The sequence below is a fragment of the Collinsella sp. SGI.184 genome (genome assembly GCF_050313415.1).
Classification (GTDB): Bacteria; Actinomycetota; Coriobacteriia; order Coriobacteriales; family Coriobacteriaceae; genus Collinsella.
Genome location: NZ_JBNPLJ010000010.1, coordinates 1 through 19,898 on the forward strand (window position 1 = coordinate 1; position 19,898 = coordinate 19,898).

Consider the following 19,898-nt stretch of genomic DNA (forward strand, 5'->3'; position numbering starts at 1 on the left):
GGCTCGAGGCGCTCAAGAAGAGGGCCGGCTCGCGGCTGGTCAGGGCCTGGGAGCTCAAGGAGGACCTGCGGGCCGTCTTCCGGGCAGCCGACGGCTCCGAGGCCGCCGAGCTGCTCGACGACTGGATGCACAGGGCCGCCTACTGCAAGATCGCCAAGGTCTTCGCCGTGGAGAAGAAGGTGCGCCGCCGGCGCGACGACATCATCGCCGCAGTCGAGCTCGGCATCAGCAACGGGCGCGTAGAGGCCATCAACAACAAGATCAAGGTGACGGTGAGGATGGGCTACGGCTTCCGCAACACCGACAACCTCGTGGCCCTGCTCATGCTCAGGTGCGGCGACTGCCAGCCCCAGCTCCCGGGTCGCCCGGTGAAGGCGAGGAAGAAGGGCGTGAAGGGAGCGAAGAGCGTTGCTGCCTAGGCTAGCCCCTTGTCACACAAACTACCGAAGCCTCTTGTTTTTTCCGATATGGATGGAACACTGTTGACGAGTGACAAGCAGATGAGCGACGCCACCTGGACGATGCTCGACGAGCTCGCACGTCGCGGCATTGAGTTTGTACCGTGCACGGGGCGTCCGCTGTCGGGCGTCTTTGAGGCCATCCTCGCCCATCCTGCCGTGCACTACGCAGTCTGCGCCAATGGCGCTAGCGTCTGGCAGCTCGACGAGGATGTGCCCACCGATGCCTCACGCGCCACGCGCATATTGAGCCGACCGCTCGACCGCGCCATCGCCCACCGCGTCCATAGCATTGCCGCCGGCCACGATGTGACCTTCGATATCTTCGCGGACGGGCGGTGCTTCCTCCCCCGCTCGCTCTACACGCGCCTGGACGAATTCTGCGGCGGAGATCCTCACATCGCGGCTTCGCTCAAGCGCACGCGAACGCCGATCGACATGGATATCGACAGCAAAATCGACGAGGCCGAGGTGCTCGAACGCATCGCCATGTACTGGCACGACTCAGCCGACCGCGATGCTATCGTGGCGGCGCTCGACACGCTCGAAGGCATTGAGGTCACGCGTTCGTACGCCATGAATATCGAGGTCATGGCCGGGGGCGCCACCAAGGGAACGGCATTGGCTTGGCTATGTGGGCATCTGGGCGAGCCTCTCGCCGACGCCTGGGCGTTCGGCGACAACATCAACGACATCCCCATGCTGCAGGTAGCGGGCCACGGTACGGCGATGATCAATGCCGAGCCCGAGGACCGCGAAGCCGCCGGCGCCATCACCGAATACGACAACGACCACGACGGCGTCGCCCGCGCCATCATGGCCGCCCTCGCCTAGCAGCAGCAACCCGGCAGGGTAGCTAATTTGGGACGGGGCTTTTTTAGCTACCCTGGTCACAGTAGTCGTTGGGGGCACTCTTCGCGGGGCGCTGCAAGGACTGTCCCCATCTGCCGAATTAGGCGAGACTCTCCAGCACGCGACGGAGCTCCTGCTGAACGGCGTGGTCGCTGTTGCAGCCTACGACGCGATCAGCAACCGCCTTGAGCGCGGGGCGCGCGTTTTCCATCGCGCAGCCCGTGCCGACAAAGCGAATGATCTCGTAGTCGTTCATCGAATCGCCAAATGCCATGATCTCATCGCGCCCAATGCCGTAATGCTCCGCGAGCTGCGCGATGCCAGAGGCCTTCGACACGCCGGGCTGCACGGCATCGATCCACGCGTTGCCCGAAGGCGCAAAGGTAAAGAACTGGCCGAGCTCGCGCTGCAGTACGTAAGCGCTGTCCATAACGGCACCATCATCGCAAAAGATACTCGCCTTGATGATATTTACGCTGGGATCGGGCAGCTCCCAAATGCGCTCGGCATTGGGAAGGTCCTTATCCACCTCGCGCACGAACTTACTCTCGTCATCGAGCAAGAAGGACTTGGTTCGGTCAAAGAGTGCAAGATGCAGATTGGGAAACGTCGCGACGGCCTGGGCTAGCTTTCGAATCGCCAGGTGCGAATACACCTCACGGCCTACCATTTTGCCGTCGGCGTAGACCTGGGCACCGTTAGCTGCGACAAAGTCCATTTTGTCGCGAACGGGCGCAAAGAACTCGCACAGGCGATCGTAGCGGCGGCCTGACGACGCGGCAAAATGCACGCCATGCTCGCGTAGTGCCAGGATCAGTTCGTAGGTCTCGGGCGGTACCTGGCTATTCTCATCAAGCAACGTGCCGTCCATATCGGATGCAATCAGCTTAAACATAGAAAAGCTCCCCTCGGGCTTGCTGGAATCGAACGTGTATCCGATTCCAACGTACCCAAAGGGAGCTCAAATAAGACCCCGCAGTCATAAACGTTACATAGACCTGGCAAATAGCTCACGCGCGCCAGAGAGCCCACGGTCGCGGCGTCAGGCGACACGCCAAAGAGTGTCCCCAGCGACTAGTCGTTTAAGAACGTCCCCGATGATTAGTCGGCGTAGGTGAAGGTGGTGACGTCGAACATGCCCTCGGGGCGGATGCGGAGCGTCGGGATGACCGGCAGGGGCAGGAAGATGATGCCCATGATGGGGTCGAGCGGCGGCTCAATACCCATGGCGCGCGCCTTGACCATAAAGTCGTCGTGCTGCGCTGCGACATCCTCGGCCGTGCCCTCGCTCATCAGGCCGCCGAGCGCCAGTGGAATGCGCGCCACGACCTCGCCGTTGCGCACCAGCACGTGACCGCCCTGGCCCACGGCCTCAACAGCAGCCATCATATCGGCGGCGTTGTCGCCCACCACGCACACGTTGTGCGAGTCGTGGCCGATCGTGGAGGCAATGGCACCACCGGTGATGGTGAAACCGCGCACCCAGCCGCGACCGATATGCTTGCCGACCAGGCCCAGGCCAGCGGGGCCGTCGCCGTCGACGCCCTCGGCTTGCAGCGACACGCCGCGGCCATGGCGCTCAATCAGCATAATGCGGCGCAGGCCCTCGGCGCTCTCGGGGCGAGCCATACCCGTGATGGCCTTACCCGGCACCACGTCAATCACAGCCTCGCCCGGCTTAAAGGCATAGTCGAACACGTCGAGCGAAAGCTTCGGCAGCTTAACAGAGGCGCGCAGCTCGTCGGCAAGGGCTGCAACCTCAGCCATCTCGGGTGCGATCTCGCCCACAAAGGTGCCATCCTGCGCCACCAGAGCACCGGCGGCATATACGCGATGCGGGGCCGTGGCAAACGTCAGATCGTTGAGCACCAGCAGGTCGGCACGCTTGCCCGGAGCGATGGCGCCGCGGAGCTCATGCGGGTCACGACAGCCGTGGTCCAGGCCAAAGGCCTCGGCCGTGGAAAGGGACGCCATAGAGATGGCGACCACCGGGTCGATGCCGGCCTCGATGGCCACGCGGCAGGCGTTGTCGATCATGCCGGTCGAAAGCGCGTCGGAGGGGGCGCGGTCGTCGGTCGCAAAGCAGCAGCGGCGAGCACGGGCGGGGTTTTCCAGCAGCATAGGCGACAGGTTGGCAAGATCATGGCTGCAGGTGCCCTCGCGCAGCATGACATACATGCCGCGGGATAGCTTGTCGAGCGCTTCCTCGGGAATCGTCGACTCGTGGTCGGCGATAATACCCGCCGCGGCATAGGCGTTGAGATCCTTGCCGGCAACAAGCGGAGCATGACCGTCAACCTGCTTGGACGGTGTCTGGTTGGCAGCATCGATGCGAGCGCAGGTCTCGGGGTCGGCCATAAAGACACCCGGCAGGTTCATCATTTCGCCCAGACCAAAGACGTCGCCCGGATGCTCGGCAAAAAACGCCTGCATATCGGCAGCGGTGATGACGGCACCGGCCTGCTCGTCGGGCAGTGCGGGCACGCACGAAGGCATCATGTACTTGATGGAGATGGGTGCGCGACAACCGTCCTCGATCATAAAGCGCAGGCCGTCTAGGCCGGAAACGTTAGCGATCTCGTGGCTGTCGGCAATAGCGGTGGTGGTACCACGCGTCGCCGCCATGCGCGCATACTCGGCGGGACGGATGTTCGAAGACTCGATATGCAAGTGTCCGTCAATAAAACCGGGTGCGAGATAGCGACCCTGACAGTCGATAACCTCAGCTGCCTCGTACGTGCCAGCAGCTTCATCTCGACCATCGTAGAGAACACCGACGATCACGCCGTCCTTGACGGCGACGTTACCGGGCGCCACGCGCTGACCGTACACATCAACGATCTGTGCGTTGGCAAACAGCGTGTCGACGGGCACGCGGCCCTCGGCGGCATCGATCACAGACCTCATGACCTCAACGGACATACATACTCCTTTAACCGTAGAAAAAAGCTGCGGAGCGGACAGACCTTCACCGCAGCAAGCCAATAGCCATTGTATGCCCAAACGATGGGCCAGCAATACGCCCCTCTGCTTAACGGCACACACCACTTGGCGCAATGGGGACAGGCTGCTTTGCACCAAAAAGAAACGTCCCTAAGTGCCAACCAGGACAACGCCGTAGGTGGAGGACGGACAGCGAGCGGACTCCAGAGCGAACAAATTGGCATGAAAAGAGGACGGCATAGACCTTCTGGTCATGCCGTCCTCTTTGAATGACAAGTTGTCGCTCTGGAGCCCGCGCAGCGTCGACCGGTCCGCCGTTCGTTAGAACGGCGGAACTGAGGGCAGCGTCGAGCTGTTACGCGGTTTGGTAAAACCGCGTAACTAAATCAGCTTAAAGCCCTTGCGCTTGCCCACGGAGAGGGTGTCGCCCAGCTTGAGGGCACTGGGGTCGATGTTGTAGCTCTTGGGAGCCACGGCCTTGCCGTTGATCTTGACACCGCCGCCATCGATGTCGCGACGAGCCTGGCCGGCGCTGGCCGAAAGACCCAGGTCCTTGAGCAGGCCGGCAAGGTAAATCTGGCCCTCGTCGTTTACGGTCAGCTCAATATGCTTCTCGGGGAAGTCGGCGAGCTGGCCCTCCTTGAACACGCGGTCGAACTCGGCCTGAGCCTCGTCGCCGGCACCGGCGCCGTGGTAGGTGTCGCACAGGTCGCGGCCCAGAGCGCGCTTGAGCTCATAGGGATCGGCAGAGCCATCGGCCAGGGCAGCGTCGATCTTGTCGACCTCGGCCGGGGTGAGCGAGCTCGCCAGGCGGTAGTACTTGCCGATCATCTCGTCGGGGATGGACATGGTCTTGCCGAACATATCCTTAGGCGCGTCGGTCAGACCGATGTAGTTGCCATAGGACTTGGACATCTTACGGACGCCATCGGTGCCCTCGAGCAGCGGCATGGTGAGCGCGATCTGCGGCTCCATGCCCATCTTCTCCATGAGCTCACGGCCGGCGAGCAGGTTGAAAAGCTGGTCGGTGCCGCCCATCTCCACGTCAGCCTTGATCATGACCGAATCGTATGCTTGCATCACGGGATACAGGAACTCGTGCAGGGCGATCGGCGTCTGGGACTGATAGCGCTTGGTAAAGTCATCGCGCTCAAGAATGCGGGCGACGGTGAACTTGGAGCACACCTGCAGCAGACCGGCCAGGTCCATCGACAAGATCCAGTCGCCGTTGTGCACGATGGTGGTCTTCTCGGGGTCCAAGATCTTCATGGCCTGGCTCACGTAAGTCTCGGCGTTGGCCTCGATCTGCTCCTGAGAAAGCTGCGGGCGGGTGGAGTTCTTGCCCGAAGGATCACCAATCAGCGCGGTACCGTTGCCGATGATCAGGGTGACGTTATGGCCCAGGTCCTGGAACTGGCGCATCTTGCGCAGGGGCACGGCGTGGCCCAGGTGCAGGTCGGGGCTGGTGGGATCGACGCCGAGCTTGATGTTGAGGGGCTCACCCTTCTCAAGCTTCTTACGAAGGTCGGCCTCGGGGACGATCTTCGCGGCGCCCGAGGTGATGATACGCATTTGCTCGTCAACAGACAGCATTGGGTATCCTCCTTTTGCTATAGCACCCTCGCCGAAAACGGCGGTGCTGGAAGTCCATAAACTCTCATATGATAACAAACTGACGCGACGCGGCACCTACGACAGGAAAATCCTCGTCCTGCCGCATGCGTCGATGGCAACTGGCAGACGTGTACCGTCACGCTCAACCAGATAGCGCGTCTGCCGGCGACGCAAGCAGTCGCGGCAACAGGCCTGTCCCGTCGCATCGGTGGCACAGACGCCCTCTGCGGTCAGCAGGCAGTGCTCGCACACCATAAGCTCGGGACGGTCGGTATCGACGGGGCCCAGGACGCCAGGACAGGCGGCAAGCTCGGCAACGCGTTTCGCATCGTGAGCGACAAGTTCGGCAGGCAAAAACACGCGCTGCGCCCCAAGCCCTCGCAACCAGGCGAGCGTTGCCCGGTTCGCACAGAACACCGGCGCTGCCACGTCAAAGACGACGCGCAGTTCGCGAGCTATCGCCACTTGTCCCAGATTACGACAGACGATGCGGCCGGCGCGCTGCATGAGCGACCGAGTGCGCTCGATATCGCCCACACGGCAGACCTCGTCGAGCACAACAGTCGCATCGGACAGGTCGAGCTCTTCGTTCGGGTCCTGGTCCATCAGCTGCCAGGCAAAGACCAAGCGAGCGGCGACAGACTCTTCAGGTTCTTCCGGCTGCGCGCCACCATCCATCAGAACGCCCGCAAACGGCAGTGTCTCGACAGCGCGTTTCGCAAGCACGACCGCATCGGCCTCGGCCCGCATGCGCTCCAGCGCCGCCGCCGTTTGCTCAAGCACGCCAGCGCTGCGAATCAGATACACTTCGCAGCCCGCGTCGACCTTGCGCTTGCAATGGACAACGATGCGCTCCCCCGCCTCGGCATCCACCGGGCAGGGAACTTGCGGCCAGCGTTTAGGTACATCGGGGCGCGCGTCGGCGCCCGGGTAAAACCTGATCTCGAGCGTATCGCCCGCCGCCACGGCGGCATCGAGCTCGACGGTCACCTCCTCGTGTCCCACGGCAACCAAACGGCCCACACGCACGCCCTGGTTGATCGCGCGTTCAAAACTCATAAGCTCCGCGCCCGAGCGGCCTCGCAGATACGCGTCGGTAAACCCGCGGTTAAACGACCTTCCCAGCTCACGTTCGAGCGCCCGCACGGCATCGGGATCCCACGCGCCATCACGCAGCATATCGAGCGCCCGGCGCCACGCCCGCACCACGTTGTAGACGTAGTCGGGGTTCTTCATACGCCCCTCGATCTTGAGCGACGCCACCCCAGCAGCAACAAGCTCGGGTAAATGAGCAATGCCCAGATAGTCACGCGGGCAGAGCAGACGATCGCCTTCGACGGCAACGACGCTCTCCCCAGCCTCATCCACCAAATCGTATGCCAGGCGGCACGGCTGCGTGCAGTCGCCACGCATCGCCGACCGTCCGCGCCGCAGGGCCGAAAACTCGCACGCGCCCGAATAGCCAATGCATATGGCGCCATGGCAGAACACCTCGATGGGCACACCGGTAGCGCAGAGCGTCGCAATCTCTGCCACGGTCAGCTCACGCGCCGTCGTCACGCGCTCGACCCCCAACTCGTCAGCCGCCAAACGCACGGCCCCCTTGCTATGGACGCCCGCTTGGGTGGACAGATGAATCTCGACCCCCGGAATTGCCGCATGCAGCGCGCGGGCTAGGCCCGCATCTGCCACGATCAGTGCATCGGCGCCTAGCGCATGCGCATGTGCCCCCAGTGCCACGGCTTCGGACAGCTCGTCGTCGAACACGAATACGTTGAGCGTCACGTACACGCGCACACCATGGGCGTGCGCCACGGCACACCCGCGCGCAAATTCGTCGTCACTAAACCCGTGCGCACTCACGCGGGCGTTAAATCCGCTCAACCCGGCATAAATGGCATCGGCACCTGCCGCGATCGCGGCGAGCATCTGATTGAGCCCGCCAGCCGGAGCCAACAGCTCGGGCAGTGCCAGACCCGATGTTGGCGTCCCATTCCCGCATTGTCTGCTAGGCTCCGTCGCCCAAATCGCCATCGGCAAACTCCTTACCAAGGTATGCAATCGCTCTGTTAATTGCCGTCAACCAGCATACACGAGGCTTCGCGCGGCTCGATTGGTTTATCGTGTAATAACTTATGTCCATCCTGCCCGACGCACACCCGCCGCCTGGCACGACATACTTGGAGGTCAACATATGGGTCCTCGCCAACGACAGGGACACGGTCGCTCTAAGACGCACGTCCTGCCCGTCATCCTGCTTTCGCTTTTGGGCTTTTTGCTCATCGCGGGCGTAGCATTTGGCATCGGCATGATCGGCAACGTCAACCGCTGGCTGTCCGACCTGCCCGACTACACCGACGCCAACGCCTATCTGGTCAGCGAGCCCACCGAGATTGTTGACTGCAACGGCAACAAGATCGCCAGCTTCTATACCCAAAACCGCAAGTCCATCACCAAGGACCAGGTCTCCCCGTACGTCCTGCAGGGCACGATCGACGTCGAGGACGAGCGTTTCTACGAGCACGGCGGCATCGACCTCTTGGGCATCGCGCGTGCCTCGGTGGCAACCCTTGCCGGCGGCCACGAAGGAGCCTCGACCATCACCCAGCAGCTGGTGCGCAACACCATCCTGCAGGAGGAGCAGTTCGACTCGACCATCGAGCGTAAGGTGCGCGAGGCCTATATCGCCATCAAGATGGAGGACATGTACTCCAAAGACGAGATCCTCATGATGTACCTCAACACCATTTACTATGGCCACGGCGCCTATGGCATCGAGGCCGCCGCCGAGACCTACCTCTCCAAGAGTGCTTCCGACCTCACCCTGAGCGAGGCCGCGCTGCTCATCGGTCTGCCCAACTCGCCTTCACAGTACGACCCCACGGTCAATCCCGACCTGGCGCTTTCCCGCCGCAATAAGGTGCTCGACAACATGCTGCGCCTGGGCCACATCACGCAGGAAGAGCACGATGCCGCGCAGGCTGAGCCCATCACCCTCAACGTGACCGAGATCTCGGGCAGCGGCGTCGATGTGTACTCACAGCCCTACTTTGTCTCCTATGTCAAGCAGCTGCTCGAGCAGGAGTTCTCCACCGACGTGCTCTTTAAGGGTGGCCTGACTGTTAAGACCACCATCGACCCCACCATGCAGCAGGTAGCCGAGGAGGCTGTGCGCTCACAGCTCGACACGCTTTCGCTCGATGGCCTGGACATGGGCATGGTTGTCGTTGACCCCAAGACCGGCTACATCAAGTGCATGGTGGGCGGCTACGACTACAACGCCGACGAGAATCACGTGAACCACGCTACGGCAAAGCGCCCCGTGGGCTCCACGTTTAAGGCCTTTACGCTGGCAACTGCCATCCAAAACGGCATGAACCCCAACGTCAGTCTCAACTGCAACTCGCCACTCAAGGCCAAGGGCACCACGACCGAGGTGCAAAACTATGGCAACCAGAGCTATGGCAACATCACGCTTAAGCAGGCAACGGCATACTCATCCAACACCGGCTACATTCAGGTGGCCGAAGCCATCGGCAATGACAAGATCATGTCGCTCGTCAAAAAGCTCGGCATCGATCCCGCCAAGGACAATATCGAGGACGTTCCCGTCATGACGCTCGGCACCGGGTCCATCTCACCGCTCGAGATGGCATCGGCCTACGCCGCTTTTGCCAACGGCGGCTATTATCGCCAGCCGATCGCCATCACCGAGATCGACTCGCGTACCGGCTCGGTTCTGTACCAGCACACCGACAATCCCACGCGGGTGCTCACCGAAGGCGAGGCTGCCGCGGTTACCGACGTTCTATCCGGCGTCATGCAGGGCAGCGGCACGGGTGCCGCCGGCGCGCTGAGCGTCAACCAGCCCTATGCCGGCAAAACGGGCACCACTGACAACACCACCAACCTGTGGTTCTGCGGCTATACGCCGCAACTGGCATGCGCCCTGTGGACCGGTTATTCCGCAGGCGAGATTCCCATCCAAAAGTACGGTTCGGACCTGCTGGGCGACAGCACCAACCTGCCTGTCTTTAAGAAGTTCATGAACACCGTTCTTGCGGGCGCCGAGCGCGAGGAGTTCCCGACCGGAACGGCTCCCACGTACAAGAACAATAACGTCTGGAAGTTCTACGGCACAAACAACAAGAAGAAGGAAGAGGGCGAGGATAAGGACGAAGACGAGGAAGAAGAGGAGGAGACCACCGGCGGGAGCGGCAGCGAGGGCGGTAACACCGGCGGCGAAGGCGATGGCGGCGGTACCACCCCTACTCCCAACCCCGACCCCAGCCCCAGCCCCGACCCTGGCCCGACCCCCGATCCCAGCCCTAGCCCGACCCCCGATCCCAGCCCTAGCCCGACCCCCGATCCTTCCACAGGTCAGTAGATAGCAAAGCGCCCGAGCAGCTCAAATGCTCGGGCGCTTTTTGTTGGGACATACATGGCATATCGCGCGCAATCGAGATGCCAAGACAGGACCGCCACAAAAAGGGCGTCGGCTCAAAACCGACGCCCCTGTATTTCTGCCGTCTTAGCTGGCGTTGTTTACGCGCGTAAAGCTATTTACGCGCGGCACTGAGCTTGTTAATCAGCGCTTCGAGGCGTTCGCCATCCTCGGCAGTCTGAGCGATAACCAAAATCGTGTCATTGCCGGCAAGCGATCCGAGCACATCGGGCAGCTCGGCCGCATCGACAGCCGCGGCAATGCCCGAGGCGGTGCCGGGCTGAGCCTTAATCATAACCAGGTTGTCGGTGCGCAACACACCGGTAACCAACTCGGAGACCATGCGCTGCAGGTGCAGGTCCTCAGCCAGAACATAGATGCCCTCGGGCAGTTTGCGCAGCCCCATATCGGCGATGTCACGCGAAACCGTCGCCTGCGTGCAATCAAAGCCCATGGCGCGGAGTTCGTCCACCAGCACGCGCTGCGTACGCACGTCTTTATTGCGCACGATATCTCTGATGGCATCCTGGCGCCCGTTGCGTTTTTTAGCCATATAAAACCTCACTCCATAGATGGCGAAGACAATCTATCAGTGATTGAATAGTTTAGCGCTATTTGAGGCTATTTGTGAATAAGAACGCATTTCGAAACAATTCTATGCAAATTATTTGCGAATATGACACAGCTAGGCTATCCTTGCGCCCGTTCTGTTCAAAAAAGCAGCCAGATGCGCATACATAACGCAGCGCATAGGCTTAACGTTGGCAATCGGCCCAAACAAAAGCCCAAGGCCTCGGCGCTCTCCCTTAAGGGCCACCGCCATCTGGCGGGTCCGCACGTCGTTGAGCATATCACGCAATCGTGCCGTGCGCTCAATTGAAGACACCCCATGGGGGCTCAGGCACAAATTCTCGATACAAGCAACCAAGCGGCCATAGTAAAACCGTTGGCAGGCCAGCTTTAGATGGTTATCGTCATCTATTGCGTCAAATGGCACGCAAAGCTCTTCAAGCGCCTTGGCGTCGTCGGAAAGTCGCGAGAACATGGTGGGGTCGAATGAATCCGCAACCGATGGCGCGGCCGTATGGAAACAAGCTTCGGCGCACCCAAATACGCGTTCCGCATGCGAAAGGGCAGGCGCCAAAAAGGCGATCGCACGATACGACTCGGCATGCTGCAGAGACAACTCAAACAGGGAGCGTTCATACATCACGCCGGAATGTTGACAAACCAGACCGCTCTCGACCAGCTTGGCCAGGCCTAAAGCCCGGTCTCCATCGTCGGCAAGGGCAATGGATTGCGCGTCCAACATACGAGAATGGCGTTCCCGATGCGTATCGTAGCGATCGAGCGACACCGATGGAAATACGATATCTGCCGAGGTCTCACAAGCGACATCGAGCATTGCCAAAAACGCGTGCGGCGCAAACCACTCATCGGCGCTCATTGCGATAATGTGGGCCCCGCGCGAAGCGGCAAAACCCTCGCGAAGGCAAGCTCCGCTCGACGGATCGTCAACGTCTATCAAATCGATGTGAATATCTCTGCCCGCGGCAACATCGAGCGAATGACGAACGCCCGGCGCAGCGTTGCGACATGCAACGACAATCTGCATATCGTAGAGGTCTTGGTTTTGGACGCTTTCGAGTGCGCGCATCGCGTAGCTGGGCGAACCCTCCACAACAAGGATCACCGAAAGTCGCGGAAGCGAGCCACGTCGAAGCAAGTTATCCATCCTCTCGACAGCAATAATCAACTGCCGTTCATGGTACACCCCGGCAATAAACGCAATGAGTCGCCTGATGCGCTGCACGCCAAGAACAGATGTTGCACACGGCTCGCCCACACGAGCAGCATACTTAGATGGCTCTCGCTTCTCCCCTATTCGAGCGCGACGAGCTCGCCGGGGTCATAATCTACGCCCATAAAGGTAAGGCCGCACGCCGGCGCCGTGGGACCCGCAGCAGTACGATCGCAAGCGTCAATCACCTCGCGCATCCACTCGGGATCGCGGCGATGCATGCCGATCTCGACGAGCGTTCCCACGATGGTGCGCACCATCGAATGCAAAAACGCATTGCCCTCGATGGTAAACGTGAGGATATCCTCGCCAAAGGCGACCTCGTGGCCAAACTCGGCACGCATCACGCAACGATGCGTTGGCTTGCCCACGGCAGAAGCGACCTTACAAAAGCTCTTAAAGTCCTGTTCGCCCAAAAGCGCTGGGCAGGCGGCTGCCATCGCATCCACGTCCAAAGGATAACGATGCCACCATACCGCACCACGCGATAGCACCGGACGCGCATCGCGATCGGCAATGCGGTAGGTATAGGTCCGAGAACGTGCGTCAAAACGCGCAGAAAAGCCCTTACGGGCCTTGTAGACCTCATTAACGGCGATATCTTTGGGCAGCAGCGCATCCATAGCTCGCAGCCACCTGCGGCGCGTTAAAGCGAGCTCTGCGTCCGTAACGGGCACGCTGATGTATTGGGCCACCGCATGCACCCCTGCATCGGTGCGCCCGGCACACGTCAAATCGACTGAGCGGCGCAAGAGCGTCTCTATGGCAAGACGCAGCTCTCCGGCAACCGTCGTCTGCCCTGGCTGCTCGGCAAATCCGCTATAGGACGAGCCGTCATAGGCAACACGAAACACCAACGTGGCATCGAGCTCTGGAGTCAAATTGAAATCAGACGGCGCGGTCATGGGCGCTCCCAACAAACAAACAACGATATCGCGACAAAAAAAGAGGGGTACGCGAACGTACCCCTCGAATATAGCCTATGCAGACGAATTGTCTACTCAGCGGTCTCCTCAGCAGGAGCCTCCTCGGCAGCGGTCTCCTCGACAGCCTCGACCTTCTTGGGAGCAGCGGCCTTCTTGGGGGCCGGAGCAGCCTTCTTGGCCTTGGGCGTGCAAGGCTCGGTGACGAGCTCCATGATAACGATGGGAGCGTTGTCGCCCTTACGGGTACCGAGCTTCATGATGCGGGTGTAACCGCCGTTGCGATCCTGCCACATGCCCTGAGCAGCCTTGTCGAAGATCTCGGCAACGAGCTGCTTATCGCCGAGCTTGGCGATAGCCAGACGACGAGAGTGCAGGTCGCCCTTCTTGGCCCAGGTGATGATCGGCTCGACAACCGAACGCAGCGCCTTAGCGCGGGTCTCGGTGGTCTTGATGCGGTCGTTCTCGAAGAGGGCCTTGGCCAGGCTCTTCTTCATGGCCTTGGTGTGGCTCGCATCGGTGCCGAGCTTCAGGCCCTTCTTAACGTTGTGACGCATGGTCTAGTTTCTCCTCAAATATGCGAAGCATTAAGCCTTCAGGCTCAGGCCCATGGACTCAAGCTTGTCCTTCACTTCCTCGATCGACTTAACACCGAAGTTGCGGATGTTCAGAAGATCGTTCTCCGAGAACTCAACGAGCTGACGGACCGAGTGAATGCTGGCACGCTTAAGGCAGTTGTAGGAACGGACAGAAAGGTCCAGATCCTCGATCTGCTTGTCCAGCTCGGCGTTGTCGTTGGTGACCTCGGGAGCGAAGATCGAAACCTCCTCCTCGACCTCGGGGGTCTCGGCAAGGTTCATAAAGGCAGCCATATGCTGGTTGATGATATTGGCAGCCTGGACCACGGCGTCGCGCGGGGCGATGGAGCCGTTGGTCTCGATCTCGAGGACAAGGCGGTCGTAGTCGGTGTGCTGACCGACACGGCAAGCCTCAACGAGCTTGGCGCAACGGGATACCGGCGAGTACAGCGAGTCGACGTGGATCACACCGATGGGATCGTTGTCGCGCTTGTTGGCCTCGCCAGAGACATAGCCGCGGCCATAGCCGATGCGCATGCTCATGGTGAGATGGCCACCCTCGGTGAGCGTAGCGATGTGCTGCTCGGGGTTGACCAACTCAAACTCGGACGGAATAAAGAAGTCCGCACCGGTGACCTCGCAGGGGCCGTCAACCGAGATGGTGGCGGTCGCCTCGTCGGTCGTGCCGAGAGCCCTGAAGACAAGACCCTTGACATTCAGGACGATGTCAGTGACATCCTCGACCATGTTAGGGATGGTCATGAACTCGTGCTGCGCACCATCGATCTGAATAGCCTCGACGGCGGCACCCTCGAGCGAGGACAGAAGAACGCGACGCAGGGAGTTGCCCAGCGTATCACCGTAACCGCGCTCGAGCGGCTCGACGGAGACACGAGCAGACGTCTCGTTGATCTCTTCGACCTGAACCTGAGGCCTAATGAATTCTGACATGTATTACCTCCAGCCTCAGCAGCCCGGATGGACTACTTAGAGTAGAGCTCGACGATGAGCTGCTCGTTGATATCACCGCTGATCTGCTCACGCGTCGGCAGAGCGAGCACGTTACCAGACAGCTTCTCGATATCGACCTCAAGCCAGCCAGGGACCTCAAAGCGCTCGGAGGAAATCAGAGCCTCCTTGATGGGGAGGAGGTCACGGAACTTCTCGCCGACAGCGACGACGTCGCCGGCCTTGACGCGGTAGGACGGGATGTCCACGCGCTTGCCGTTCACGGTGAAGTGACCGTGGCGGACGGACTGACGAGCCTCTTTACGGGTGCGAGCGAAGCCAAGACGGAAAACAACGTTGTCGAGGCGAGACTCAAGGATGATCATGAGGTTCTCACCGGTGACGCCGTTCATCTTACGGGCCTTGTTGAAGTAGCCGTGGAACTGCTTCTCCAGAACGCCATAGATGAACTTGACCTTCTGCTTCTCGCGCAGCTGCATGCCGTACTCAGATTCCTTGCGACGGCGCTTGGGCTGACGGATAGATTCCTTCTTGCTGCTGTAACCGAGCTCAGCGGGATCGATCCCGAGCTGACGGCAGCGCTTAAGAACAGGAGTCCTGTCGATTGCCATATTGATACGATCCTTTCAGTTACACGCGGCGACGCTTCTTGGGGCGGCAGCCGTTGTGCGGGATGGGGGTCTTGTCCTGAATGCTCGAGACCTCGAGGCCAGCAGCCTGGAGGGAGCGGATGGCGGTCTCACGACCGGAGCCGGGGCCCTTGACGAAGACGGAAACCTTCTTCATACCGTGCTCCATGGCCTGCTTGGCAGCAGCCTCGGCAGCCATCTGGGCAGCGAACGGCGTGGACTTACGGGAGCCCTTGAAGCCCACCTGGCCAGCCGACTTCCAGGAAATGACGTTGCCCTGGGGATCGGTGATCGAAACGATCGTGTTATTGAACGTAGAACGGATGTGAGCCTGGCCCACGGAAATGTTCTTACGGTCCGCGCGCTTCAGACGGGCAGCGCGAACGTTCTTCTTAGCAGTAGCCATCTATCTAGCGCTCCTTATTTCTTCTTCTTAGCACCGATCTGACGCTTCGGGCCCTTGCGGGTACGAGCGTTAGTGTGGGTGCGCTGGCCGCGGACCGGGAGGCCCTTGCGGTGACGAAGGCCGCGGTTGCAGCCGATGTCCATAAGGCGCTTGACGTTCTGGTTGCGCTCACGGCGGAGGTCGCCCTCAACCATGATCTGGTTCTTGTCGATATACTCGCGGATGGCGTTAACCTCATCCTCGGTGAGGTCCTTAACGCGCGTATCCACGTTAACGTTGCACTCGACGCAAATCTTCGTCGCAGTGGTGCGGCCGATGCCGTAAATGTAGGTCAGACCGATCTCAACGCGCTTCTCACGCGGGAGGTCGACACCATTAATACGGGCCAACGTAGTCTCCTCTCTTAACCCTGACGCTGCTTATGACGGGGGTTCTCGCAAATGACGAGGACCTTGCCATGGCGCCTAATGATTTTGCACTTATCGCACATCTTCTTGACCGAAGGACGTACCTTCATCGTTCTTCCTTTCGGTAGCGCTCAAACTACTTCCCTACTATCTACTCGCCCAGCCGCAGGCGTTTAAAACTATGGCTGGTCTTCACACACAATCCGACCGTAGGTTGAGCTAAGCCTGCAGTCGGAAATAGAGTGCGTGTATGCGTGCCGCTATTTGTAGCGATAGGTGATGCGGCCGCGGGTCAGGTCGTACGGGGAAAGCTCCACGACAACCCTGTCACCGGGGAGAATACGGATGTAATTCATTCGAATCTTGCCAGAAATGTTGCACAGAACCGAATGACCGTTCTCGAGCTCGACCTTAAACATGGCATTAGGCAACGGTTCCTTTACCGTACCCTCGAGCTCAATTGCGTCTTCCTTCTTCACAAGCAATCATCTTTCTCTAGAAAACGACAGCGATTGAGTATTCTACAACACGTATACACGCATCGTAATAACTTCGTAATGGCTCCACAACTACGTGGAACTTGTTACATTTGAAATGTAAAACAAAGCCGTTCCCTGATGCCCAAGATCGCCTTGAAATGAGAAGGCATAGACCTTGGGGTCATGCCTTCGAAATTGAAAGGCGAGGTTGGGCATCAGGGGGCGGCGACTTTTACATTTCTCCGCCTTGGAGCGAACACCAGGATCCTTGCGCATCCGTGGTGAGAATCACCGGACCGTCATTGGTGATGGCGACGGTGTTCTCGTAGTGCGCGGCGGGCAGGTGGTCGTTGGTGGTGACGATCCAACCGTCGGAGCCCGTGCTCACATGGTTGGAACCCATCGTTACCATCGGCTCGATGGCAATGACCATACCGGCCTGGAGGCGAACGCCCCTCCCCTTCTTTCCATAGTTAGGAACGTTGGGGTCCTCGTGCATCACGCGGCCAATGCCATGACCCACATAGTCACGAAGCACGCCATAACCGTGAGACTCGGCGAGGGACTGGACGGCATAACCAACATCCCCGATATGGTTACCGGGAACAGCCTGCTCAATGGCAGCCTTAAGGCAATCGCGCGTAACCTCGCACAGGGCCTTGGCCTCGGGCGTAGGGGTGCCGACGAAAAACGTCCATGCGTTATCGCCAACCCAACCGTCGACAACGGCTCCCGTATCGATGGAGATGATATCGCCATCGCGCAGGATCATATCGGGGTTGGGAATACCGTGGACCACGGCATCGTTGATCGATGCGCAAATGGTCCCCGGGAACCCGCCGTAACCCTTAAAGGCCGGGGTGCCGCCATGCATGCGGATAATCTGCTCCGCGAGCTGATCGAGCTCAAAAGTCGAAACGCCGGGGCGCACCATGGCTCCAACGTGGCGGAGCGCCATCTTAGATAGCGCTCCTGCCTTCTTCATCTGCTCGATTTGCGTTGCAGACTTAATCTTAATCATAGACCGAGGGCCTCTTTGACATCCCCGTATACGGTCTCGCGAGCCTGGTCACCGTTGACCGACTTGAGCAGACCCTGGCCACGATAGTAATCGACAAGCGGGCTCGTGGACTTCTCGTAGACGTCGAGACGGTTCTTGATGGTCTCGGGCTTATCGTCGTCGCGCTGATACATCTCGCCGCCGCATTTGGGGCAGGTAACATCGGCAGCAGTGCCGGTGTAACCGCAGGCGCGGCAGGTGCGACGCGAAGACAGACGATCGATGATGACCTCGGGGGCCACGTCGACCAGAAGGGCACAGTCGATCTCGCGACCCATGGCGGAGAGCTCGGAATCGAGCGTCACAGCCTGGGCGGTGTTGCGCGGGAAGCCGTCGAGGATGAAGCCCTGCTGGGCGTCATCGGCGGCAAGGCGCTCCTTGACAAGGTCGATCACGAGCTGGTCGGGAACGAGCTCGCCAGCGTCCATGTACTTCTTAGCCTGAATACCAAGCTCGGTGCCACCCTTGACGGCAGCACGCAGCAGGTCGCCCGTGGAGATGTGGGCGACGCCAAACTCGGCGACGAGCTCCTGTGCAACGGTGCCCTTACCGGCACCCGGAGCTCCGAGCAATACGAGGTTCATGAGCAATCCTCCTCTAGCCTATTTAAAGAATCCATCGTAATCATACATCTTGATCTGGCCTTCGAGCTTGTCGACCGTGTCGAGCACGACGCCGACCATGATGAGGATGGACGTGCCGCCAAATGCCTGGATCAGCTGATTGCCCGTGAAGGAGAAGATGATCGAAGGCACGATGGCGATGAGCGCCAAAAAGACAGCGCTGGGAAGCGTAATCTTGTTGAGCGCGTTCTTGATGTAGGCCGCGGTAGCCCTACCCGGACGAACGCCCGGAATAAAGCCGCCCTGCTTCTTAAGGTTGTCGGCCGTGTCATCGGGATTGAACACCATGGAGGTGTAGAAGTACGCGAAGAACACGATGAGGACAACGTTAAGCACCCAGTTGAGCCAACCGGTCGAAAGCGCAGAGGCAACTGCCTGAATCCAGCCGATGCCGGGGAAGAACACGGCAACCTGAGCCGGGAAGTACAGCAGCGCCGAAGCGAAGATGATCGGCACGACACCCGCGGTGTTGACCTTGATGGGCAGGTAAGTGGTCTGGCCACCCATCATGCGACGGCCCACGACGCGCTTAGCGTAGGAGACCGGAATGCGGCGCTGGCCGCGCTCAAGGAAAACAATCAGCGGGATAACCAGCAGGATGATGGCGCAGATGATCACCATAGTGATGATGCCACCGCCATTGCCCTCGGTGCTGGAGAAGATCGCCTGCGGCAGACCGGCCATGATGTTCGCAAAGATGATCAGCGACATGCCATTGCCGATACCGCGCTGGGTAATGAGCTCACCAATCCACATGATCAGCATGGCGCCCGCGGTGAGCGTGCCGACGATCATGAGGTCGAAGATGATCTCGGGAGCGGCGGCGCCATTAAAGCTGATGCCGAAGCTCTTAAAGAGGAAGAGGTAACCCACGGAGTTGAGGATTGCCAGAGCCAGGGTGAGGTAACGCGAATACTGCGTAATCTTGGTCTGACCGACCTCGCCCTCGCGGGCAAGCTCATGCAGGGAAGGCACAACGGCCTGGAGCATCTGGAGGATGATCGAGCTGGTGATGTAAGGCATGATGCCCAGCGAAAACACCGACACATAGCTTAACGCGCCGCCAGAGAAAAGATTCAGGAGGGCCATAGCACCTGCGGCGACCGAATTGTTATCGGTCGAGAAAAGGCCCAGCATCCCCTGGAAGGGAATGCCGGGCACAGGAACGTGCGCACCAATGCGGTACACGACGAGCATAGCTATGGTAAAAAGAATCTTTTCGCGCAGTTCTTTGATGCGGAAAGCATTCTTAAGACCATTTAGCACGGCAGCTCGACCTTTCCGCCGGCGGCCTCGATCTTGGCCTGCGCAGAAGCGCTGACCTTGTCGACCTTGACCGTGAACTTCTTGGTAAGCTCACCATTGCCGAGCACCTTGACGGGCTCGAACTCGCTCTTGGTGATGCGAGCGGCCTTAAGAGCGGCACCGTCGATCACAGCGCCATCCTCGAACTTACGCTCGAGACGCTCAACGTTAACAGCGGTGTACTCGATACGACGGGGGTTGCGGAAGCCCGGAAGCTTGGGCAGGCGCATAGCCAGCGGAGTCTGGCCACCCTCGAAGCCGGCACCCTTGGTGCCGCCAGAGCGAGAGCCCTGGCCCTTCTGGCCGCGGCCAGAAGTGGTGCCGTGACCCGAAGAATTGCCACGGCCAACGCGCTTGCGGTTCTTGGTGGAACCGGGCGCGGGAGTAAGATCGTGAAGCTGCATTTG

21 protein-coding genes are annotated in these 19,898 nt (G+C 60.0%); 3 read left to right on the forward strand and 18 right to left on the reverse strand.

Annotated features, from left to right (window positions below):
• Both ACQRAJ_RS04650 and ACQRAJ_RS04655 read left to right on the forward strand, forming a co-directional pair.
• The coding region (locus ACQRAJ_RS04650; RefSeq protein ID WP_427747846.1) for an ISL3 family transposase at window positions 1–419 on the forward strand (419 nt) is incomplete at its 5' end.
• Between the two features lie 9 nt (window positions 420–428).
• Window positions 429–1,292 carry a Cof-type HAD-IIB family hydrolase gene (locus ACQRAJ_RS04655; RefSeq protein ID WP_427747847.1) on the forward strand — a complete coding sequence of 288 codons (864 nt, stop codon included), beginning with the start codon at window positions 429–431 and terminating at the stop codon, window positions 1,290–1,292.
• A 118-nt stretch (window positions 1,293–1,410) separates the two neighbouring features.
• Here ACQRAJ_RS04655 and ACQRAJ_RS04660 read toward each other — a convergent pair whose 3' ends face one another.
• From ACQRAJ_RS04660 to ACQRAJ_RS04675, 4 genes are all read right to left on the reverse strand, one after another.
• Window positions 1,411–2,205, reverse strand: a complete 795-nt coding sequence (locus ACQRAJ_RS04660; protein WP_427727183.1) for a Cof-type HAD-IIB family hydrolase — start codon at window positions 2,203–2,205, stop codon at window positions 1,411–1,413.
• A gap of 206 nt (window positions 2,206–2,411) precedes the next feature.
• Complete coding sequence (locus ACQRAJ_RS04665) at window positions 2,412–4,232, reverse strand: adenine deaminase (RefSeq protein ID WP_427727180.1); 1,821 nt, start codon at window positions 4,230–4,232, stop codon at window positions 2,412–2,414.
• Between the two features lie 402 nt (window positions 4,233–4,634).
• On the reverse strand, window positions 4,635–5,846 hold the full coding sequence (tyrS, locus tag ACQRAJ_RS04670) for a tyrosine--tRNA ligase (RefSeq protein ID WP_427717719.1): 1,212 nt from the start codon (window positions 5,844–5,846) through the stop codon (window positions 4,635–4,637).
• A 96-nt stretch (window positions 5,847–5,942) separates the two neighbouring features.
• Window positions 5,943–7,901: a U32 family peptidase gene (locus ACQRAJ_RS04675; RefSeq protein ID WP_427727175.1), complete on the reverse strand. Its 1,959-nt coding sequence runs from the start codon at window positions 7,899–7,901 to the stop codon at window positions 5,943–5,945.
• 160 nt (window positions 7,902–8,061) lie between these two features.
• On the opposite strand from ACQRAJ_RS04675, the gene ACQRAJ_RS04680 reads away from it, so the two are divergent.
• Window positions 8,062–10,254 carry a transglycosylase domain-containing protein gene (locus ACQRAJ_RS04680; RefSeq protein WP_427727173.1) on the forward strand — a complete coding sequence of 731 codons (2,193 nt, stop codon included), beginning with the start codon at window positions 8,062–8,064 and terminating at the stop codon, window positions 10,252–10,254.
• Between the two features lie 172 nt (window positions 10,255–10,426).
• Here ACQRAJ_RS04680 and ACQRAJ_RS04685 read toward each other — a convergent pair whose 3' ends face one another.
• The 14 genes from ACQRAJ_RS04685 to rplO all read right to left on the reverse strand — a co-directional run bounded on the left by ACQRAJ_RS04685 (window position 10,427) and on the right by rplO (window position 19,895).
• A complete protein-coding gene (locus ACQRAJ_RS04685) occupies window positions 10,427–10,864 on the reverse strand; it encodes an arginine repressor (RefSeq protein WP_154516043.1) in 438 nt (145 codons plus the stop codon).
• A gap of 132 nt (window positions 10,865–10,996) precedes the next feature.
• Window positions 10,997–12,157, reverse strand: coding sequence for a glycosyltransferase (locus ACQRAJ_RS04690; RefSeq protein WP_427727171.1), 1,161 nt, complete (start codon window positions 12,155–12,157; stop codon window positions 10,997–10,999).
• A gap of 35 nt (window positions 12,158–12,192) precedes the next feature.
• Window positions 12,193–13,017: a tRNA pseudouridine(38-40) synthase TruA gene (gene truA / locus ACQRAJ_RS04695; protein WP_427747848.1), complete on the reverse strand. Its 825-nt coding sequence runs from the start codon at window positions 13,015–13,017 to the stop codon at window positions 12,193–12,195.
• Between the two features lie 92 nt (window positions 13,018–13,109).
• Window positions 13,110–13,592, reverse strand: coding sequence for a 50S ribosomal protein L17 (gene rplQ, locus ACQRAJ_RS04700; protein WP_427727167.1), 483 nt, complete (start codon window positions 13,590–13,592; stop codon window positions 13,110–13,112).
• A gap of 30 nt (window positions 13,593–13,622) precedes the next feature.
• Window positions 13,623–14,564 (reverse strand): DNA-directed RNA polymerase subunit alpha, encoded by a 942-nt coding sequence (locus ACQRAJ_RS04705; protein WP_154516055.1) that lies wholly within the window; start codon window positions 14,562–14,564, stop codon window positions 13,623–13,625.
• A gap of 32 nt (window positions 14,565–14,596) precedes the next feature.
• Entirely contained in the window at window positions 14,597–15,193 is a 597-nt protein-coding gene (gene rpsD, locus ACQRAJ_RS04710) for a 30S ribosomal protein S4 (RefSeq protein ID WP_006235275.1), read from the reverse strand.
• Window positions 15,194–15,212: 19 nt separating this feature from the next.
• A complete protein-coding gene (gene rpsK / locus ACQRAJ_RS04715) occupies window positions 15,213–15,617 on the reverse strand; it encodes a 30S ribosomal protein S11 (protein WP_006235274.1) in 405 nt (134 codons plus the stop codon).
• A 14-nt stretch (window positions 15,618–15,631) separates the two neighbouring features.
• On the reverse strand, window positions 15,632–16,006 hold the full coding sequence (rpsM, locus tag ACQRAJ_RS04720; protein WP_154516058.1) for a 30S ribosomal protein S13: 375 nt from the start codon (window positions 16,004–16,006) through the stop codon (window positions 15,632–15,634).
• Between the two features lie 14 nt (window positions 16,007–16,020).
• On the reverse strand, window positions 16,021–16,134 hold the full coding sequence (gene rpmJ / locus ACQRAJ_RS04725) for a 50S ribosomal protein L36 (protein ID WP_006363204.1): 114 nt from the start codon (window positions 16,132–16,134) through the stop codon (window positions 16,021–16,023).
• Between the two features lie 150 nt (window positions 16,135–16,284).
• Complete coding sequence (infA, locus tag ACQRAJ_RS04730) at window positions 16,285–16,503, reverse strand: translation initiation factor IF-1 (RefSeq protein WP_035137443.1); 219 nt, start codon at window positions 16,501–16,503, stop codon at window positions 16,285–16,287.
• Window positions 16,504–16,735: 232 nt separating this feature from the next.
• Entirely contained in the window at window positions 16,736–17,524 is a 789-nt protein-coding gene (map, locus tag ACQRAJ_RS04735) for a type I methionyl aminopeptidase (protein WP_329738298.1), read from the reverse strand.
• Window positions 17,521–18,147, reverse strand: a complete 627-nt coding sequence (locus ACQRAJ_RS04740; protein ID WP_347486596.1) for an adenylate kinase — start codon at window positions 18,145–18,147, stop codon at window positions 17,521–17,523. The genes map and ACQRAJ_RS04740 overlap by 4 nt, the downstream gene beginning before the upstream one ends.
• A gap of 18 nt (window positions 18,148–18,165) precedes the next feature.
• A complete protein-coding gene (secY, locus tag ACQRAJ_RS04745; RefSeq protein ID WP_370450586.1) occupies window positions 18,166–19,452 on the reverse strand; it encodes a preprotein translocase subunit SecY in 1,287 nt (428 codons plus the stop codon).
• Entirely contained in the window at window positions 19,446–19,895 is a 450-nt protein-coding gene (rplO, locus tag ACQRAJ_RS04750) for a 50S ribosomal protein L15 (protein WP_006235267.1), read from the reverse strand. Before rplO ends, secY begins: the two co-directional genes overlap by 7 nt.
• Window positions 19,896–19,898 lie beyond the last annotated feature (3 nt).

Excerpts from the sequence above, each read along its gene's own strand:
- rpsD (WP_006235275.1), bottom strand. The coding sequence starts at position 15,193 with ATGGCAATCGACAGGACTCCTGTTCTTAAGCGCTGCCGTCAGCTCGGG.
- ACQRAJ_RS04675 (WP_427727175.1), bottom strand. The coding sequence starts at position 7,901 with ATGGCGATTTGGGCGACGGAGCCTAGCAGACAATGCGGGAATGGGACG.
- tyrS (WP_427717719.1), bottom strand. The coding sequence starts at position 5,846 with ATGCTGTCTGTTGACGAGCAAATGCGTATCATCACCTCGGGCGCCGCG.
- rpsK (WP_006235274.1), bottom strand. The coding sequence starts at position 15,617 with ATGGCTACTGCTAAGAAGAACGTTCGCGCTGCCCGTCTGAAGCGCGCG.
- rplQ (WP_427727167.1), bottom strand. The coding sequence starts at position 13,592 with ATGCGTCACAACGTTAAGAAGGGCCTGAAGCTCGGCACCGATGCGAGC.
- ACQRAJ_RS04740 (WP_347486596.1), bottom strand. The coding sequence starts at position 18,147 with ATGAACCTCGTATTGCTCGGAGCTCCGGGTGCCGGTAAGGGCACCGTT.
- ACQRAJ_RS04660 (WP_427727183.1), bottom strand. The coding sequence starts at position 2,205 with ATGTTTAAGCTGATTGCATCCGATATGGACGGCACGTTGCTTGATGAG.
- truA (WP_427747848.1), bottom strand. The coding sequence starts at position 13,017 with ATGACCGCGCCGTCTGATTTCAATTTGACTCCAGAGCTCGATGCCACG.
- rplO (WP_006235267.1), bottom strand. The coding sequence starts at position 19,895 with ATGCAGCTTCACGATCTTACTCCCGCGCCCGGTTCCACCAAGAACCGC.
- ACQRAJ_RS04680 (WP_427727173.1), top strand. The coding sequence starts at position 8,062 with ATGGGTCCTCGCCAACGACAGGGACACGGTCGCTCTAAGACGCACGTC.
- map (WP_329738298.1), bottom strand. The coding sequence starts at position 17,524 with ATGATTAAGATTAAGTCTGCAACGCAAATCGAGCAGATGAAGAAGGCA.
- ACQRAJ_RS04665 (WP_427727180.1), bottom strand. The coding sequence starts at position 4,232 with ATGTCCGTTGAGGTCATGAGGTCTGTGATCGATGCCGCCGAGGGCCGC.
- ACQRAJ_RS04705 (WP_154516055.1), bottom strand. The coding sequence starts at position 14,564 with ATGTCAGAATTCATTAGGCCTCAGGTTCAGGTCGAAGAGATCAACGAG.
- ACQRAJ_RS04685 (WP_154516043.1), bottom strand. The coding sequence starts at position 10,864 with ATGGCTAAAAAACGCAACGGGCGCCAGGATGCCATCAGAGATATCGTG.
- rpmJ (WP_006363204.1), bottom strand. The coding sequence starts at position 16,134 with ATGAAGGTACGTCCTTCGGTCAAGAAGATGTGCGATAAGTGCAAAATC.